Here is a 17,905-nt window from a genome sequence, read left to right as displayed (position 1 = left end):
GACTAGATCCGCCCTTGCCACTCATGGAACCCGTCAAGGCGATAGCAGAAAAGGTATTCATCGTCGCCATTGCCGTCGCCACGGATCGCCTCGGAAGCGAAACCCAACGCCCGAAAGAACACCTGCGCTGTCACGTTGGTCTCATGCACGAACGCTTCGATCTTGTCGCGTCGCTTTGGGTGCAACTTGTTGTTGATAAGCCGCTGAACCATCGCCAGCCCAACGCCCATACTGGAAAAGTCGGGATGAACTGCCGTGCGGACGATATTGAGTTTTCCGCGATGCAGTTCGTAGATAATGAAACCAACAACGCGGTCTTCATGCTCGGCAACCATTCCGATCGTGTTGTTTCGTCGGCACGTCGTGACCAAATCGGCTTCGCTCCAACATTCGACAAAACTCATTTCGTCGATTTCAAGCACCGCGTCGGTGTCGGCCCGAATCATCCAGCGGATTTCAACATCTGCCAACTGACCGCGATAATCTTCCTCATTCTCGACTGCTTCTTGCATTGTATCCATGTCGTTTCTCCGTTTCCTGTGCGTCTGAAAACTAACTCCGCAGCACCACCGCCAACGCTTCGCTCGCGCGGGTGACTGCCGTATAACGAAAACGTCGCATATCCCAACCGCGAACCACTTCGTCGACCGCCATGCACCGGGGGATCGTCGACCCCTGGGCGGCATGGCAAGTCAACGCGTTGCCGAACTGGAATTTCATCGATCCACGCGGCATATCTTCCTGTAAGAACTTCCGCTCATACAGTGCCGGTAGATAAAGTTGTGCATTGTAAAGCCGCTGGCCGTCGGGAAACTGCGGACTTGGCTCGCCGACCAGATCGACGCTGACCGTATCGCTACCGGCACTCTTAGGCTGTGAATTGACCGCCTCAACAACGAACGATTCCCCATTGAACGCCTCGCGAACCCAATCATTGAGACGACATAGAACCCGGTCGCCAACCTCAATTCCTTCACCCCGGCCAAACTGGCGACGGATCGCACGATTCAGGTTGATCCGCGTCGCGTTGCGAGCACAAACGACCGCATCGTAGTTCTGTTCAACAAAGATTCGGGCAATATCGGCATCCCCGGCACGCCCGACTTTTAGCGTGTCACCGTCGGCATCATCCGGCGTCGGGATGTGGCCGTTACGAACACGATGCGCAAGCCCGATGATCGGCGACCCTTCCGCCTGCCGACGCACCTTTTCCAAGTAGATATCGGCGTTTTGCATAATGCCGGGATCTTGGCCAACGGGTGGTAACTGCCCGTGGTCGCCGACAAACAGGACAGGAACACCGCGACCTACAAGCGTATCGAACGCCCGTTTGTCGACCATCGAGCCTTCATCAACGCCGATCAGACGCGGACGCTCAACGCCCCACCGCCCTTCGTCAATAAATTGCGGCAGTTCGTCGCCTTCGTCGGTCTGCATTAGCCCTGTGAAGCGATACAGCAACTTGTGAAGCGTCACGACGTTGTTCATGCCCTTGCGACGTAGAACGTTGCCCGCCTTCGCCGTGGGCGTCGCGACGACCATTGGCAGCCCCGCAGCCGCCAAACGGTCAAACGTGTGCTTTATTAAGACGGTTTTGCCAGTACCAGCCAGCCCCGCCAGCGTGAAGTGCGAACCGCTGCCAGCGGTTACGGCTCGCCTCGCCCAACTTACGATCGCATCGCTCGCCTCTTGCTGGTCGGGTTCGAGCATGAACTCTTGGATTGCTTGCTGCATCAGAAGTGCCTTTTGTGGCCCCGCTGCCGGTTTGCTGCCGACAGCGGGAACGTGGTGTTTATTGCAACGCGTGTTTCATTTGGATCAGTATTCGTTGTCGCCGATGTTCAGCGTCGCCAGCATCCCGTCGGCCCAGTTCGCACGGCGAGACGGCTGGTTGCGTGCCTTGACTGTTTTCGTGATCGCCTTCGTGCAATCTCGGCAGTTGTTCGCCAGCCCATCGGGCCGCGATGCGTTGCGATAGAACGACGCCAACGGCAGGAACTCGCGACAATGCGAACAACGTTTTTCAGTTTTTTGCTTTGCGGTACTCATCCTGAATGCTCCTTTCAGTAGCCTAGCGAATCACGAATTAAACAGCCAACGGCGTGGATTGTTGCGTCGGTCAGATCGCCGAAGGGTGGCGACACTTGCCAAGAATCGTCATTGTCATCTGAACTAAGGAAGAAACCGCAGTGAACAACAAACCGCCCACCCGAAGCCCTTGCTAGTCCAAAATCGCCAACCCACACGAAAGGAGACAGTATTTCGTGCGGGAACAATTCATCGTCAACCAAAACCATCGCCGCTTCAGTTGGCGTTAGCGGCCTTTCCACAGATTCAACAATCTCAATCGACGGATCAAGCACGTTATGCAATACCTGCCGCACTTCATCCGCCAACATCGCGGGATCGTCGTCGCTAAACGGCACTGGGAACCTCGTTCTGCGATTCCCCTAAATACGACTTGATTGAATTGATATTGCGAATCACAAAGTCAAAACCTTCAAATTCACGAGATAGTTCTTCGAGTCGAGACTTCGCAACATCCGCTGCGTACTCGCTAGTCATCAACGCATCGGCACATTTTTCGCACAGTTCGGCGTCTTGAGATCCGCGACACAAAGCAAACAGGCCGTACTCTCTAGCCCACCCACTTGGATTCCTGAACAGATCCAGCATAGTGTGGGCATCCTCGATTGCGCCTTCATCTTCCAACCAGTCTGCAAAATCCAGCAAGTTACTGTCTGCCTCACGTAACCCAACCGGTATTTCTTCAGTAGTCATCGTTTCGCCTTTCGTGTTGCATTGCTTTGTATTCGTTGCTCGCGACTATCCTACACATCGTATCTATCGCAACCGCCATTGCAATAGCGGCTAGAAACTTTTTTTTAGATTCGATCAAAGCCGCTGCTTTTTGCAGGCCGTGCCGACGCAGAATATCGACAGCCAACGCCATCTCATCGGCTGGATCGATCGCCGATTCCACGATTGACAACGCTTCGTCGACGTCGTGGGCGCAACCCGCTAGCCCGCCATGCTTCGCGACGTCGATCAACCACTGATCCTGTGACGCAGTCGGTTCTTTGCCCGGCGTCTTTACTTCAATCGACGCCAGCAGACCCCCACGCACCGCCAGAACGTCGCCAATGCCGATCCGGCCAAACTGCGACGTGTGAACCTTCCACGCCAGCCAGCCGCGATCCTTGAGACTTGTGAGGATCTTTTTGACGATCTTTGATTCGGGGGTGGCCATCTCAAAACATCCTTGCGACGAAGTAGATAAAACACCCGCCGCCGCTCTCACGGCGACGGGTGGCAGCAAACGCCCGCACCACACGAACGTATTTCATTATTCCCAACTAACACCCAAAACCATATCAACAGCTTTCTGCGCCGCCGACGCCGCTTGAATCACGGCTTTGTTATCCGCTTTCAGTACCTTCCGCCAGCCGTCGATATACGAAGCCGAATTTTCGATCGTCGCCGACTCGATACCGGCATGACCGCAAAGGAAAGCCGCTCCCATCTCAGCTACCAATTCCTCTTTCGAGTACGAAGCCGACCCGAAACTCGAACCATCTTCAAGGCGATCCAGCCGCGTTACGTGGCCGGTGCTGTGAATCAATTCATGGAACAGCGCCGAATAGTACTCTTCGGCGGCATCAAACCGGCCAATCTCTGGCATCGTTACCACGTCGGTCGATCGGCGATAGAAAGCACGGCCACCTTCGGTAACGACTTCAGGCTTGCCAGCCCAGTCGCTCACGATTGCTTCGCACGACTCGATGGCGTCGTGGTCGGTCAATTCGACGTCAACCTTAGCCGCTTCGGGCAACTTACTTTCGTCGAGGTTTTCGCATTGAGCGACATTGAAGACGGTATACGTGCGAAGGATCGCATACGTTCCAGGCTTGCCGGTCTTTTCGTCGATCTCTTTGGTTTCGCCGATCTTCCAGAAGGTGACCGGCGTTCCATTCTCACCTTTCTTGACGTTGCCACCCAAGGTTTTTGCTTGATTGTAGGTCAGCCAAAACGGTGCTTCGTAGCCCATTTCGATGGCAGTGCCCCAAAGAATCACTGTATTGATTCCGCGATACGCCTTGCCAGTGGTCAGGCTGATTGGCTGTTGGTTCGATCCGCCACCCTTCCAAGGCTTGCGCCACGGTACAACGCCGCGATCCAGCAGGGCCAAGATTTTGTCAGTGATGATTTGGTAAGCGTCGACGCGTGGCTTGGTCGATGCCTTGCGGGTGGTGGATTTGCGAGCGGTGCGTTTCTTGGTGGCGACTGGCATTGTGGTGTTCCCTTTGTGGTGGTGTTTTGAGGTGTCGCTTGCTGCGATGCCCCAATATTACACTTATCGGCAAGGCACGTCAACAGCCATCAGGCCGTTTTTGCAAAATCTTTTTCTTCGACACTGCAAACCAGACCACGCTGGCGAAACCATTCAGATTCAGTGCCGAAAGTGTAGGGTTTCCAGTTCACGACGTCGGAACTGCCTAGATGCGTTACGCGTATCCGCTCGCATTCAAATCGTGGGTTAACGTCGTCGCATTCGCGGCGGAATGTATCGATACGCCCGTTGCGTTTGACGGTGAAGATTTGGTTTTGGTGGATCATTGCGGGTGGCTCCTTTTGGGTGGGTAACTGCGATCGCTCGCCATTACATGGCGGCAATCGCTGATCGCAATTCACCGACTGTTGCTGCTTCGATCCTGTTCAAGTCGTCTACCGAAAAGCCCACTACCCTTTGTAGGTACTTGTCGGCGTCTACGTACCACAACAGGTCAGATTGCCTCAACTCTTCGACCGGCTTGTCTGCATACGCAATAAAGTGCAACAGCGACGAAAGTTCTGCACTTCGGCAGTCTTCAAGTCGCACTTCAGCGAACCGCACACTGCATGTTGCCAGTTGCTCAAAAATCAACTCGCTAACTGATTCGATGGGCTGACTTCCCTCTAGCCCCGAAAGGAATCGGCTAGAGACAAATTTCAGCATTTTCTTGCCGGGCTTTGGTAGTGACATTTTCGACTCCGTTTGTGGTGCTACTTTCTTCGATGCCCCAATATTACACTTATCGCCAAATCAAGTCAACAACCATCAACCAAAATCTAGAAAGTTTTTTTAGAACTCACCCCGCCGCCGTTCTTCCGCTCTATCGCTCGCTAGATACCGTTCTAGCTTCTCACTCAATTCCCGACTCGATTCGGCGATGAACGCCAAGTGATCGATTGACAATTCACCCACGGAAACACCGTAGTGTTGGCCGAAAGGAATCGTGAGATTTTCTAGCCCCGCCGCTTCGGTGTAGGTCATGGCGTCGGCGACGGCTTCACTATGAATATCCACGGTCGATATCCTCGCTGTCGTCGCTGCGTAGTCGTTCATTGTCGGCAAGCAATTCGCGACACAAGCGAACCGACGAACGGATAACGAGCTGCTGAAAGATCGCGATAGCGAAGAACGCAGCAGCCAACGCGATCAAAATGTAGTGGCTTGAATCCATTCCGTTTGCAGCATCCTATACAGCAACCACCGCCCCAAGTTTCGGCAGATCAGGCACGCCAAGACTCGGTAGCCTCACAGCCCAATCGCCCTCCCCGTACTCTACCACGTTTTGGCTTTTGATCGACTGCCGAAGCACAATCAATTGCTTTCTCGCCCGCGTGGTGCCAACGTAGCTCACACATGCTTCGGCGCTCAGGCCGGATTCGTTAAAGCAGTAGTCGGACACACGGTCGAGCAACACAACCAAATCGGCTTCCTCGCCTTTAACGCTGTGAATCGTCCCTACACGCAACCCAGGCCGATCGGCGACCGATTCGCCGAACTTCTCGACCGCGTGGGCATACAGGGCCGATTTCGGGAACAGTTCACACCATCCAGCCGACCGCATCGTCGATACAAAATCATTTGTGGCACCATAGCGAATTGTGTCATCGAGTCGGATTAATTCGGGATCGGTCCCGGTCATGTCACCCGGCAACAGGATCTCGCCCGCTCGCATCTTGCTTTTACATCCGCGAACTAACATTTCGTCGCCCGATAGCTTGTGCGGGATCTTGGCAACCAACTTCCGCCATTCGCTCGACTTGATGGCGTCGCCGCTGCGCAACCGCAACATCAACCGACAGATCGCCATCGACGCCTGATGGATATAACCCTGATCGGGATCTTTCGTTGATGCCCACGGCACGCCGCAATCATTGAGCGTTTTGCGTACATCCATCACGTCTTGATTCGTGCGGGCTAAGAACATCGCCGACGCTTCGCCGCGTGGACCGCTGGCTAGATTCGCCCCGCGAAGATATTCGATCACGTCGCCGATCCGCGAACACTCGACCGCTTCGGTGCCGTCGCCTTGGTTCTCACTTGTTACGCCGCGATCGATGTAGTCAGGATGCCGCTTAATGATCCGCTCGCCCACGCCAAGGATCGCTTGCGGACATCGCCACGACTTATGCAGGTTAACCGTTTCGTCGGCGTAGCGGTCGAAGAATAACCGTGGCTCGGAACCCGAAAACCCATAGATCGATTGGAACCCGTCGCCCGCCAAGTAGATCTTTTGTGCTGGCGAATCGTTCACCACCCGATCGACGACGCGATCTAGCAGCGGGTTCATATCCTGGTATTCGTCGAAGAACCACACGACACAATCGGGCAGATCGATCGTCGCCGCTGCGTCTAAGTCGTGGTTGCCGTCGGGTGAGAATTGCACGCCCGCAAGTTTGGCGACGAAATCAGAGAAGTCTAGCCGCCGTGTGTCTCGTTTGGCTCGCTCGAACCTCGCGATCATATCGACGATTTGACTGTCGGCGTAATCGCAGTAATCAAGCACTTTACCCCGTATTTTGCCGAACCCGAACTGTCGGGCAAGTTGAACCGACGGAACGGCCAACCGCAGTCGGCATGAATCCCACATCCGCAGAACCGGCCCCCAGTAATTGTCGTTCGCGTCGCTTTGCAAACCGTCGGTCGCGTAATCTTCCGGCGTGACTGGCTTCATGCCGCAGTTGGCTGCCTCCACATTATCGGTAAACCAAACGTTCCGATCTTTCGCCTCCCACGTCAGCAGCCGCTTCTTTGCATCGCCGTCGTCAAGCTGCCTGTACGCGATGGCATGAATCGTGCGAAACCATGAAGACATTCGCATCCAGTCAGGGGAAACATCGAACGCATCACAAGCACGCTCGATCGCTGTACGGGCTGCGGCGCGGGTGAATGAACAGAACGCGATCTCGGAAATATCGATTCCGTGGTCTCGTAAGTCGGCGATTTCGTTAAGGAGTAGCGTGGTTTTGCCCGCGCCGGGAACGCCAGATATTTTGGTGATCTTTGGCATTTACTGCCCTGCCTTTTGTGTTGTGGTGCAAAACCCACCGCCGTTTGCTGCGGTGGTGGGTTTTGTATGCGGTTGTGATATTTAATGCGTTGCGAACTACTCCATCCACCACAGGCTTTTCATCGCAACCCACTGTCGTTTCACGGCCAACGCTAGGCCAAAGTTCCCTCGATCAACGAACGCCAGTTGTGACTTCGGCAACCAAGACCGTTTTGAGTGTACCCCGGTCATGCCTTCAACCAGAACCGCTTTATCTCGCACTTCGATCAACTCAACGTCGACCGTAACAAAACGGCCAACGGCTGAAGGCAAAGTCTTCAGGAATGTCTCGGTCTGCTCTCGATTCATCGTTTCGTTCCTTTGCTGTGGTGTCGTTTGCTTCGATGCCCTAATATTACACTTATCGGCAAAGCATGTCAACAACCATGAGAACAAAATCATCGAAAAACTTTTGATGGTGCGAGCTGTCAAGGAATCCTTGACAGCTCGGGTTTGGTGACAGTCGGCTACCCACCACCATAAACAACATCCCACACTTCCCTACGAATCGCCGATTCGAGCGAATCGATATCAACGCTGAAAGCATAGCCACCGCCACCGCTTGGGTGTTCGTTTAAAAACGCGTCTTCGACATCGCCGCCTTCGACGTCCAGCTTGACGTACTCCCCACGGTTAAAACCGGGGGATTCTTAAAGGACTAGCTATGCAGACCTTCAAGTTGCTTAACGTTTCTACGAGAATTGCGATCGACGGGTGTAACCGTCTTTCGACTTATGCTCTCTCCACGTTCGTTTCGTCTCTCCGCCCGTCCGGCGGCGAGAATGTTAATTGCCGCGTTGTGATCGCGGTCATGTTGTGCGCCGCATACTTGGCACTTCCATTCACGGATGCTCAAGGGCATCTTTTCAACGACATGCCCACAACCGCTGCAAGTCTTACTGGACGGAAACCACTGGTTGATCTTCACCAGCGTTCGTCCGTACCACTCAGCCTTGTACTCAAGCTGCCGAACAAACTCGAACCAGGAACAATCCGCGATCGACTTAGCCAGCTTTCGGTTCTTCATCATGTTGGAACTTTTCAATGTCTCAACGCAGATAACTTGGTTTTCGTTTATCAATCGCGTTGTGACTTTGTGTGTTCGATCAAGCCTGCTGTTGGCAATCCGCTCTTGGATCTTCGCTACTTTGGTTCGTGCTTTTTCTCTCCGGTTCGATCCTTTCGTTTTTCGAGACAGGGAACGTTGAGCCTTTGCAAGTTTCCTTGCGTATCGATTGGTGTACTTCGAGTTGGTGATTCGTTCGCCATCGCTGGTGACAGCAAGAGTGGTGATTCCAAGATCAATTCCAATCTCGTTGGATGCCTTGGGGGCCACCCGGTTAGCTTCATCAATGCGAATGCTGACGAAATACTTACCACTGGGCGATTTGCTAACTGTGATCGTGGATGGATTGGCTTCAAACTTGCGAGACCATCTGATTCGCAAGCGACCAATCTTTGCTACAGTGAGTCGCTGCTTATCACGATCCCACTTGAAAGCACTGCGAGTAAACTCCGCAGATTGATTTCTCGACTTTCGCTTGAACGATGGGTACTTAGAACGCTTTGCAAAGAAACCGCTGTATGCCGCATTGAGATGTCGGAGCGTCTGCTGCAACGGAACGCAGGATACATCCTTGAGCCAAGAGGTTTCAGGTTCCTTCTTCCACTTGGTCAATTCGGCAGAGGTGTCGCAGAACGACGCACCCTTGCCAGTAGTCTTGTACGTGTCAGCACGGTACTTGAGCGCCCGGTTGTAAACATATCGAACGCAACCGAACGTCTGAGCAAGAATCAATTCCTGTTCGGGTGTTGGGTAGAATCGGTATTTGTACGACTTGACAGACACTCAGATGTTCTTTTGGCTTTCGATGTACTGTTTAATTTTGCTGATCGTCGCACCGCCCGTAGTGCTAACGAAGTAACTGTTCGTCCAAAGAGTCGGCAATCGCTTTCGCAGCGTTTCAAACTCCATGCGAAGCAAGCCGCTCGACCTGCCCTTGATTTGCTTCACCAGTCGATGAATTCCAAATTGGGGGTCGCAGTCTAGCAGCAAATGCACGTGGTCTGGCATCACTTCCATTTCCTGAAGGACGCACCTCCGTTCGTCGCAAACACTTTGAGCGATCTCCTTGAACCGATCATCAACACCATCAATCAAAACATCACGCCGATACTTGGAGCACCAAACAACGTGAAAGTTACAGTCAAAAACGATATTGCTGTTGCTTCGGATAGTCATGCACGTGATTATATGCAAAGCCGCTATATATTCAAGCGACAAATGGGCAACAATCTCGATCCTTGCGGCATCGAGCCACATCGAACCGACTCGCTATCCCTCCCCATGCCTAAAGCCAGGGGTTTCTCGCGAGGAATCACCCGATGAATACTTTTCATCGACCACATGTTGCTGTTTGTTACTCCCAGCACTTCTGCTAGCAGGAAACAGTGGCCACCACACTGGCTACCTCCACCTAGCACTGCATGGAACTCACCCCTTTTGAAATGGGCGCACGACCCGCACTTCGGCGAAGATCCTGATGTAACCCGATCGCCGTCGTTGGGGATTGGAGTTATTTCAGCCAAATCAATTCTCCTTTTACCAGCAACAGCCTTCACACTTCCCGGTTCGGTCCCCGCCATCCCAGTACGTATCGCCAGCATCGACGCAGAACTTGCAGCGGTAGCATTCGCCGCAAGTCGGCACCCGCTGATCCATGCTGTACATTCCGCAGTGCTCGCAACTGATATCGCATTCACACTGCCAATTCATTAGCCTCGCTGCCGCGTCGTCGAAACTCACGTCCCACTCTTTCGCCGACTCGATCACCTCAGATTCGGCAACGCTCGCATGCGTCTCGATCTCCCATTCGTTTTCTGTCGGCCATTCCCGCGACGATCCTGCGATTACCTTGCGGATAGTTGCACGCATCTGCCGAATAGCACCGTCCGCGTCATAGGCTGGCACGATCTCCCAACAACGATCGTCGTCGAACCCATTGTAGAATATCTCCGAAACTTCCCCGCCGATCGACACTGAATGAAACCGCATTTCAGGCACGGCAATCTTCGGTAGCGATGGGGCCGCGACGCAGGCAAACATCGTACCCATGAAGGTTCGGCGGGTGGGGCGGGGTTTTGTCATTGATTCATCCATAGATCACAGTGGAGCCATGCATCGCACTAGGCGGCGGCAAAACGTATTAAAATCAAACTCTTGGATCGCCGCCCGGTGGCTGCTGGCGTCATGACGACATAGCGACAGGAATTGGTACGTCGCACCCGCATGGGTTTTGACCGCTGAAATTCTCGCCGCATCGTTGGCAATGCCACCACTTTGACGCAGATCGGTCTCGGGGGCTTCCGGCAAATGTTGCTTCGTAGGCTTCACGCATCGCCCTAGCCACTTCGCTTGGGCCACACGGTTGATTATCGCCACTGCAACGCCAATCGTAATAGCTGCTGCCTGCGGTGACCTCAATCGTTACCTTTTCGCCATACTTCAACGATTTAACTAGCGTTGCGATGTCTCGCACAACCTCGAAGTCCGTCTGGCTCTGTTGCGAATGCGTCATAACCATCGAATGCACCGGAGCACCGGATGTATCGTTTGTTTGGTCCATAAGTCTCTCACTTGTGTTAATCGTTAACGCCGCCCGGTGGCGGCTGTCCGCAGATCCTATCCATCACTAAACCCATCGCCAAACTCACCAGTCATCGGAGCGACGCCCCCGATTGATGGCTCGCTCGTGAGACGCGGAAACGTGTCGCTACCCGCATCCGCTCGATCAATCTCCCCATCCCCGCCACCGATCCCATATCCCGTCGGAACAACCCACACCGGCGAATCAACGATATGCAGTGCGACTTCACCGGATTTACCGCCGACGTCGACCACAACCCATTCCTTGGTCACTGCGACAACTGTTCCTTCGCCGAATTCAGTGCCGACGCGGATTCCTTTTTTGACGATCATTTATCCCTCGTTCCGCGTGTCTAATTCATCTTCTTTTCCAACTGGATCATATCGGTAGCACGCAACAACGCTAGAAGGCGTTATTGGCCTGCCCAGCGACTTGCAATAGATATTCCGCAATTCGATGCCTTTGTGTTTGCAGTCGTAGCAGTTCGGGGATTGAAGCAAGCGTCGCTTTTCACAGTCGTTCACTACAAAGCCCCCCCGTGGTTCACTTCTTAAACGTCAACTCAAAAACAGAACCGTTTGATTCTGCATGGTCAGCTCCGATGTACTCGCCAAGAAGTTTGTGCATTTTCACTAAATGGCAAGCAGCGACCGATCCCCATGTTGATTCGGAATGCTCCAAATACCAAAGATGCGACCGGTACGAAAAAACGAATCTGCCAGTCACTCCATGGAATCCTGATCGATTGCTGAACAGCACGCCGCCATCAACGATGGTCATTCGATACGGAACCCCACCTAGCGAAACGTTGCGATAGTCGCCAATAGATGCTTGCATGTTATTTCAAACCATTCCATTGTGATTTCCGCCAACCGGTCCCACACCCTCAACAATCACAACCACCTCATAACTCAACAGGTTCCCCATCCGATCCACCTCCACCGCAGGCACCGCCGAACTGCACTCATGTGCGCACCACTCGCCACAGCATCCGCAGTGGTCGCCGCTGTGCGAGAATCGATCGCGTGACGTCTCTCGCCACTTTTGGCCGCAATCATTGCAGTGGAAGTATCGCCAGCCGGGGCGGGTGGCGGGTTTGCCTGAATCGGCCACGGCTCACTCCGCCTCAACATCAAGGAACTCGGGCGAAGCGACAACGTTGATAGTGTATGCCATGCCGTCAAAACTTGCGTTCTTAATGTGTGCGTTCGGAAACGTCATCGTCTCTACCGATTCAACCTGCCGACCAAGGCCAAGCGGTCGGCACCATTCTTCATCACTTGGCTCGTAGGTCACGAAGGGATCGTTGGGGAATTCCCATCGGGTGACGCTTCGCATGTATTTCATGCAGAAAGTTTGCTGCATTGAATAGTTCATCGCTGCCCCTTATCCACGTCAAGAATCTGCCGAAACTCGCTCCACCAGTTCGCGATGCCATCGCCCGCGCCATACAAAACGTGGACCGGAAGGAATGCCAGGAACGAAACCGCAAGGATTGGCATCGGTACACGGCGAAGCATCGGTCGTAGGTTTTCTCTGCTCATTGGGTCGATCTCGCTTTCCGAACTCAAGTAAACTGCTCCCACGACTCAGGCACGCCGCCGACAAGCTCAACCGCCAGTTCGTTCAACATCCGAGTGCACCGTTGCTGCGATTCGATTTCTTCTTTCGTCCGAATCCTGCCCCCTCCAGGGTTTACCGCAATATACAGTGCTTCCAACGCATCCATCCTGAACCTATCGCAACGGTTCTTGCTATAGCGTTCGTCGCACATGCTGAACTTCCAGCCTTCCTTGACGGCATACCCGTCACGCAAAATTGCTTTGTCGCCCACGCTGTTATCCATCACCCCACCACCCACAAAACAAACCGCACAACCAAAACCCACACCGCAGAAAACAAAACGCCGCACGCTACGCCGTTCCAGAATGTTCGACTGTCACGCTGCCGACGTTCGGCGTTCTTTGCCGTCTGGCGAAGGAACGTTTTTGCGGGTTCTAGGAAATTGTTCATTCCGCATCCCGCTCCTGCATCAATTCCTTCAACTCATCCAGCGTTTGCACGCCGACAGTTCGGGAAAAACTGCCAATACGCTCATTCAGTGTGTACGGCGAACCGCAACCACTGCCATCACTCACGCAGACCTTAACCGCTGGCGGCTCACGCTCATTTTCCCGCAACTCGCCAAGCCCTAGCGAGAAACATGCATTAGCGAAAACTTCGCCGTCAACGTCGTGCCTGTCGCCGAACTTTATAAATTGCGAGTGCGACATTTGACCGAATTCGTCTGGGTGGCGTTCGAGAAGTTTCCGCAGCGCTGCAGTAATATCAACATTCGTCATCGTTCATCCTTTCAAAATCAAACTCGACCAAAGCATCGTACTTCCACGTCTTTCGTGCTTTCTTCCCATCGGGAATAAACACAGGAACCAATAAGACGTCGCGTGTTGAATCACACCGGTCTCTTGTCACCTCGTAGATAACGCCGCCAGGGCGACGCCAGCGGGAGCCGATTGGTGCTTTTTGTTCACTCATCGCAATAACGCCTTCCTCAAATACTCATCCACATCCGACTGCCCAAGCAGCCAATCTTTGTAGCTCTGCGGAACCATCGCGATCGGCTCGCCTTTGTGCTTCCCGAATGGCATCACGTCGGGGATGCGTGCCGCTTCGCTGGCTTGCCACAGTTCTTCGATTGTTTCGATGTTGTTTTCCGACGTAACGTAACTGGCAATGATTCTTGCCATCGCAACATCAGCCGCCGCACCATGTGCCCCCGAAACAAGTTCCCGTGAGAAATCATCGTAGCCCATGATTTCGTAGACCAGTGCGCCGAGTTGGTAGGTATCCAGTCCCGGCATGTACTTGCGAGCCAAAGCCAGCGTGCAAATTCGGCGGACGTCTGGCGAACCCATCACCCGCCAATCAAAATCGACGTTGTGCCCAATGAAGTATTCGCAAAGCGGCGGTAGGTGATCGATCGCTTCCGACGATGGCGGACAGTTCGCCACGTCTTGCGGGAAGATGCCATGCACGGCAACGGCTCCGCACTCAAACTTACCATCGGGGCGAAAGCGGTATGTCACTGGAAGTTGGTCGGCGCAAAGTTCGCATTCCAGCAACTCCACTGAAAACCACGAAACTTCAATCGGTTCGGGATCTTCCCGACGATTAGTTTCTGTGTCGATGACGATTGCGATTGGGGGATTGCTCACGCGTTCCTCACTGAACGAAAAAAGCCCGCTGACGAATAAACGCCAACGGGCTTCTGAGAAATTGATGCAACCAAACATCAAAAGGCAGCCATGTAGATTGGTTGCATCACAAAGGTTTCTCACGCCTTGGCGACAAGTGGCTTTGCTGGCCACAAACGAAGTATTGCAACAACCATTGCAATAGGCAAGGGGCTATTTCAGATTTTCACTGCGAGGCTATTGCTTTGCATCGAAACGGCGTTAGGATGCCGAACCATGTCGAACAAAACGCACGATCACAGCCGATTCAACCTTCACGCGGACTCTATGCCGCTGTGCTGTGAACGTGTGTACACTGGTTTGCCGATGATCCTCGATGCGAACAACGCTCGAACCGGCAAAGCGCCTGGTGAAGTTAAAGCACCACCATGCACCCCTCATCTCGTTTCGACAACAAATACGCTTGCAGATCGCGTTTAACGCGACTGCATGTGATATTTTGAAATTCTAAAAACGCCCGCTCGGGAGTTTAGATAGGGAACGAACGTTTTTGTAATGTTGAAAACATCACATGCGCATCGACATACGCGTTTCGCGTGCGTACACGTTACTCAAACGCCCCATAGTAAGATCGGACCACTAACAACTTTATCGCGGGGGATACTTTTTGTTCACTGCTCAAAACACCCATTCCTGACCCCAGTTAACCGCAGTTCCACGGCAAACCCAGCCTTCGCGTGCGATATTCCCGCCGATCCGACAAAAAACTTCGCTCGGAGCATAAAAAAAGCCCCGCAGTAGCGAGGCTTGGCGTCGTCGTCGGTGTTTTGTCTCGGGTTCGCGGTCTTGTGTTGATGCTCCGTGGCGTGTTTTCATGCGTCGGAGTGCGATTCACCAACAAAAACGCTGGCGCATGTGTTTGCCTAGTAACACATGCGCCACGCACGATCAGGGCGCAGGTGTTTGTCTAGTAACACATGCGCCCGCATAATCACCCCTGAATATCAGCCATCTTCACGATCGCAGAACTATCCATTTTCCAGAAGTTGACAGTGTATCCCTTGCTCTGCTCGAATCCCGCCGTTTGAAGCTCCCCGATAATCATCGACCGGATACCGCCGATGATCTGGAAGTCTTGCGATTTGAGGGCAGACACGATCGTCGGCGAATGTGCCAGCAGGTTTAGATTGTGATCCATTGAGAATCCCCGTGGCTTCGATTCGATCGTTGCTGAGGTTTCGTCGTTTGGATCTTGAATCCGTAGGCCCTTCATCGTCGACAATCCCCGTTCGTCAAAATGCCCTTTGCGGACATTGCGAAGCGACGGCAGTTTCTTGCGGGAAAGATCATCCATCCCCGAACTAACATCCCGTGCCCACGCGATGGCATTGGTTATCATCGATTTCACGTACACAATCGGATCTTCATCACGCGGTTCAACAACCGAGCAATTCCGCTCGACAACGTTGCTCATGAACATTTCAAACGCCTTGCCGCGATACCGCAGCGGTAAGAAGTGGCCAGTCAGCCGCAACCACGCGGCATCAAAGGCAATCCACCCGCTGGCACTCCGCAGCGTCTTTAGATCGACCGCAACGAATTCTTTCGGATTGTCGGGAACCCAGATATGCAGCTCAGTTACAACCGACCGCACGACCGAATAGCAGGCGTCGCGGGGATTCATTTTTACGACTTGCATTGTGCCGGGCGGACGCGTCGCATTTACGCCGCCCGGCTCATCATTTCCCGGTGGATCGTCTCGCACAATCTTTAGCGTCGATTTCCGCCGTGCCTCTTCGCCGGTCGTGTATTCGGTCTTTGCGATATGCGAGATTCTTTGCTCGACATAATCGCCCTCCGCTCGCATCTCATCCGCCGCCGTCGTCGGATCTCCGCCAGCGTCGGCGCAAGCCGCTAATATCGCGTCGCGGTCTTCATTGTTGGGAATCGCTTTGCGGCCCGCCTTTTCGTTCGCCGCGTCGCCTCGCTTGATTGCGTCGGCGACGATCTTTTCAGGACTTGCGATCTTTGGTTCGCACTTCGACGCGAATTCCGCGACGATCGGCCCGATGGCTTCGCTGGCCGATCCATCGGCACGCATACCCATTCGGCAAAATAGCGTTTCGGCGGCGATCAATGCGTATTTGGCGTTCTGCCCTTCTTTACGATCGACGCCACCGCTTCGCAGTTTCGCCAATATCCGTTCAGTTCGCTGGGATGAAACAATCTTTCGATCGACTTTACCAACGTTCTCGCTCCCGACCGCTTCAATCAGTCGGTGGGCAATGCGTCCGTCTGTCAGCGTTAACGGTTCGGCATCTTCGATAAACGGCAGATCGACCAGCGGAGCACGCTTTTCGATCTCACGCATTCCGTCGACGAATTCGGCAACCGATAAATCAAAGTCGACAGCCAAACAGCCCATCGCAAAGAATCGCAATTCGGCATCGTCGGTTGTCAGTTCTTCGGCTTCGCTGACAAAATCATTAACGCGTTGCTGGCGGATCTCATCGCTTGTCGAAATCCCCGCCAGATCGCAGCCAACGGGCGTCTCGCCTCGCTCCATTACCGAAGCCAACCGGGCTTCAGGATTAACCGCAGTTGGCGTCGGGAGAATCGACACCGCAGCATCGACGGCAGACATTGCCGCCGCCCCCGTCAAGCCGGTTCCCACCGCGATTCGGCAGTAGGTAACAACCCGGTTCGATCCGTCTTTCTCTTCACCGCTTCGGGCGATCTCGCTAGCCTTGCAGGCGAGCATCCGCGACACTGCCGCCGCGTGTAGAATCTTCGCCGTTCGGCTCTTTGGAGCGTCGCCGTCGTTTATCTCATCCATCCCCGGAAGTTCCGGTGACCGCGACGGAACGGGCTTGGTGATCGATTGCTTGTATGCGGTTGCTGCAAATTCAAATTCGCCGATCTTGTACGGTTCGTCGCGTGTGATGTCGGTTTCGATCTCATATACCGGCAGCGGATCGCCTTTGTGATGAAGCGTTCCCGGCAGCCGTAGAACTCTTGCAAGTTCGCCTGTACGATCCAACTGGTATCCGCACTGTTCCTCGAAAAACGCCGCTAGCCAGTGATCCCAGCCCTTGGCGTATGCCGTCGCTTCGGCGTGATCTTTGATCTCATACGGTTCTGCAAGTTTCCAATAAGCATGACAGCCGACGCCCGAGCGGATCAGTTTGTTGGGCCGCATTTCGGCGGGCAACTTTTCGATCGCTGCAAAGATCTCATCAATCGATCGCGGAACCTTCTTTGTTGCCGTGCTGGTTTTCTTTTCGCCCGATGCGTCGCAGTCGAAGTCGAAACAGAAGGCGGGGATGATCTTTGCATCCGATGCTTTACCGCGACCTTTATCTGTTTTGCCATCGCCCCCTTTGAGAACCGCGACGCGGTAGAACGTATCACCGGTTTTGGCGTCGTTCATAATGAGTCGAGCGGCGGCGGACGGATCGAAGCACCAAGAGTTTTTCTGGAATCCCCGCGAACTAATCACGATCCGATTTTCTGTGTGCACTCCGAATTCGATTCCAGCGTAAAGCCAGTCGAGGAAAGCCTGTGCGGCAGCCTGTGAAACTTCCGTTCCCATGCGTCGATCCGTCTAAAATGTTGATTCTTTTCTAGTCCTGCCTGCCGTCCACTCAAGCGAACAGCTAAAAAAACGGCGGGCTGTTTCCAGCCC

22 protein-coding genes are annotated in these 17,905 nt (G+C 53.7%); all 22 read right to left on the bottom strand.

Features of this window, described 5'->3' with window-relative positions; all coding sequences use genetic code 11:
* Positions 1–2 precede the first annotated feature (2 nt).
* The 22 genes from ACN0XZ_RS17300 to ACN0XZ_RS17195 all read right to left on the bottom strand — a co-directional run bounded on the left by ACN0XZ_RS17300 (position 3) and on the right by ACN0XZ_RS17195 (position 17,812).
* Entirely contained in the window at positions 3–521 is a 519-nt protein-coding gene (locus tag ACN0XZ_RS17300; RefSeq protein ID WP_417459059.1) for a GNAT family N-acetyltransferase, read from the bottom strand.
* 31 nt (positions 522–552) lie between these two features.
* Positions 553–1,734 (bottom strand): ATP-dependent DNA helicase, encoded by a 1,182-nt coding sequence (locus tag ACN0XZ_RS17295; RefSeq protein WP_417459058.1) that lies wholly within the window; start codon positions 1,732–1,734, stop codon positions 553–555.
* Between the two features lie 84 nt (positions 1,735–1,818).
* Positions 1,819–2,049 (bottom strand): hypothetical protein, encoded by a 231-nt coding sequence (locus ACN0XZ_RS17290; protein ID WP_417459057.1) that lies wholly within the window; start codon positions 2,047–2,049, stop codon positions 1,819–1,821.
* Between the two features lie 14 nt (positions 2,050–2,063).
* Complete coding sequence (locus ACN0XZ_RS17285; protein ID WP_417459056.1) at positions 2,064–2,426, bottom strand: hypothetical protein; 363 nt, start codon at positions 2,424–2,426, stop codon at positions 2,064–2,066.
* Positions 2,416–2,781, bottom strand: a complete 366-nt coding sequence (locus ACN0XZ_RS17280) for a hypothetical protein (protein WP_417459055.1) — start codon at positions 2,779–2,781, stop codon at positions 2,416–2,418. The genes ACN0XZ_RS17285 and ACN0XZ_RS17280 overlap by 11 nt, the downstream gene beginning before the upstream one ends.
* Positions 2,771–3,250 carry a hypothetical protein gene (locus ACN0XZ_RS17275; RefSeq protein ID WP_417459054.1) on the bottom strand — a complete coding sequence of 160 codons (480 nt, stop codon included), beginning with the start codon at positions 3,248–3,250 and terminating at the stop codon, positions 2,771–2,773. Before ACN0XZ_RS17275 ends, ACN0XZ_RS17280 begins: the two co-directional genes overlap by 11 nt.
* A 96-nt stretch (positions 3,251–3,346) precedes the next feature.
* A complete protein-coding gene (locus ACN0XZ_RS17270) occupies positions 3,347–4,291 on the bottom strand; it encodes an ArdC family protein (protein WP_417459053.1) in 945 nt (314 codons plus the stop codon).
* A gap of 89 nt (positions 4,292–4,380) precedes the next feature.
* Complete coding sequence (locus ACN0XZ_RS17265) at positions 4,381–4,617, bottom strand: hypothetical protein (RefSeq protein ID WP_417459052.1); 237 nt, start codon at positions 4,615–4,617, stop codon at positions 4,381–4,383.
* Positions 4,618–4,660: 43 nt separating this feature from the next.
* Positions 4,661–5,023, bottom strand: a complete 363-nt coding sequence (locus ACN0XZ_RS17260; RefSeq protein ID WP_417459051.1) for a hypothetical protein — start codon at positions 5,021–5,023, stop codon at positions 4,661–4,663.
* 99 nt (positions 5,024–5,122) lie between these two features.
* Positions 5,123–5,347 (bottom strand): hypothetical protein, encoded by a 225-nt coding sequence (locus ACN0XZ_RS17255; RefSeq protein WP_417459050.1) that lies wholly within the window; start codon positions 5,345–5,347, stop codon positions 5,123–5,125.
* A 172-nt stretch (positions 5,348–5,519) separates the two neighbouring features.
* Positions 5,520–7,340, bottom strand: coding sequence for a UvrD-helicase domain-containing protein (locus tag ACN0XZ_RS17250; protein WP_417459049.1), 1,821 nt, complete (start codon positions 7,338–7,340; stop codon positions 5,520–5,522).
* Positions 7,341–7,436: 96 nt separating this feature from the next.
* Entirely contained in the window at positions 7,437–7,688 is a 252-nt protein-coding gene (locus ACN0XZ_RS17245; RefSeq protein ID WP_417459048.1) for a hypothetical protein, read from the bottom strand.
* A gap of 349 nt (positions 7,689–8,037) precedes the next feature.
* Positions 8,038–9,228 carry an RNA-guided endonuclease TnpB family protein gene (locus ACN0XZ_RS17240; protein ID WP_417459047.1) on the bottom strand — a complete coding sequence of 397 codons (1,191 nt, stop codon included), beginning with the start codon at positions 9,226–9,228 and terminating at the stop codon, positions 8,038–8,040.
* Positions 9,229–9,621: an IS200/IS605 family transposase gene (gene tnpA, locus ACN0XZ_RS17235; protein WP_417459191.1), complete on the bottom strand. Its 393-nt coding sequence runs from the start codon at positions 9,619–9,621 to the stop codon at positions 9,229–9,231.
* A gap of 360 nt (positions 9,622–9,981) precedes the next feature.
* On the bottom strand, positions 9,982–10,527 hold the full coding sequence (locus ACN0XZ_RS17230; RefSeq protein WP_417459046.1) for a hypothetical protein: 546 nt from the start codon (positions 10,525–10,527) through the stop codon (positions 9,982–9,984).
* Positions 10,528–11,061: 534 nt separating this feature from the next.
* Positions 11,062–11,358: a hypothetical protein gene (locus ACN0XZ_RS17225; protein WP_417459045.1), complete on the bottom strand. Its 297-nt coding sequence runs from the start codon at positions 11,356–11,358 to the stop codon at positions 11,062–11,064.
* Between the two features lie 784 nt (positions 11,359–12,142).
* Entirely contained in the window at positions 12,143–12,403 is a 261-nt protein-coding gene (locus ACN0XZ_RS17220; RefSeq protein ID WP_417459044.1) for a hypothetical protein, read from the bottom strand.
* Positions 12,404–12,593: 190 nt separating this feature from the next.
* Positions 12,594–12,938, bottom strand: coding sequence for a hypothetical protein (locus tag ACN0XZ_RS17215; RefSeq protein WP_417459043.1), 345 nt, complete (start codon positions 12,936–12,938; stop codon positions 12,594–12,596).
* A 97-nt stretch (positions 12,939–13,035) separates the two neighbouring features.
* Positions 13,036–13,368 carry a hypothetical protein gene (locus ACN0XZ_RS17210; RefSeq protein ID WP_417459042.1) on the bottom strand — a complete coding sequence of 111 codons (333 nt, stop codon included), beginning with the start codon at positions 13,366–13,368 and terminating at the stop codon, positions 13,036–13,038.
* Positions 13,355–13,561: a hypothetical protein gene (locus ACN0XZ_RS17205; RefSeq protein ID WP_417459041.1), complete on the bottom strand. Its 207-nt coding sequence runs from the start codon at positions 13,559–13,561 to the stop codon at positions 13,355–13,357. The genes ACN0XZ_RS17210 and ACN0XZ_RS17205 overlap by 14 nt, the downstream gene beginning before the upstream one ends.
* Positions 13,558–14,241 carry a 3'-5' exonuclease gene (locus ACN0XZ_RS17200; protein ID WP_417459040.1) on the bottom strand — a complete coding sequence of 228 codons (684 nt, stop codon included), beginning with the start codon at positions 14,239–14,241 and terminating at the stop codon, positions 13,558–13,560. Before ACN0XZ_RS17200 ends, ACN0XZ_RS17205 begins: the two co-directional genes overlap by 4 nt.
* Positions 14,242–15,211: 970 nt before the next feature.
* On the bottom strand, positions 15,212–17,812 hold the full coding sequence (locus tag ACN0XZ_RS17195; protein ID WP_417459039.1) for a hypothetical protein: 2,601 nt from the start codon (positions 17,810–17,812) through the stop codon (positions 15,212–15,214).
* Positions 17,813–17,905 lie beyond the last annotated feature (93 nt).

The sequence above is a fragment of the Kordiimonas sp. genome, assembly GCF_048264555.1.
Classification (GTDB): Bacteria; Pseudomonadota; Alphaproteobacteria; order Sphingomonadales; family Kordiimonadaceae; genus Kordiimonas.
The sequence above is the reverse complement of the archived record's forward strand: the minus strand, read 5'-3'. Positions and strand labels throughout refer to the sequence as shown.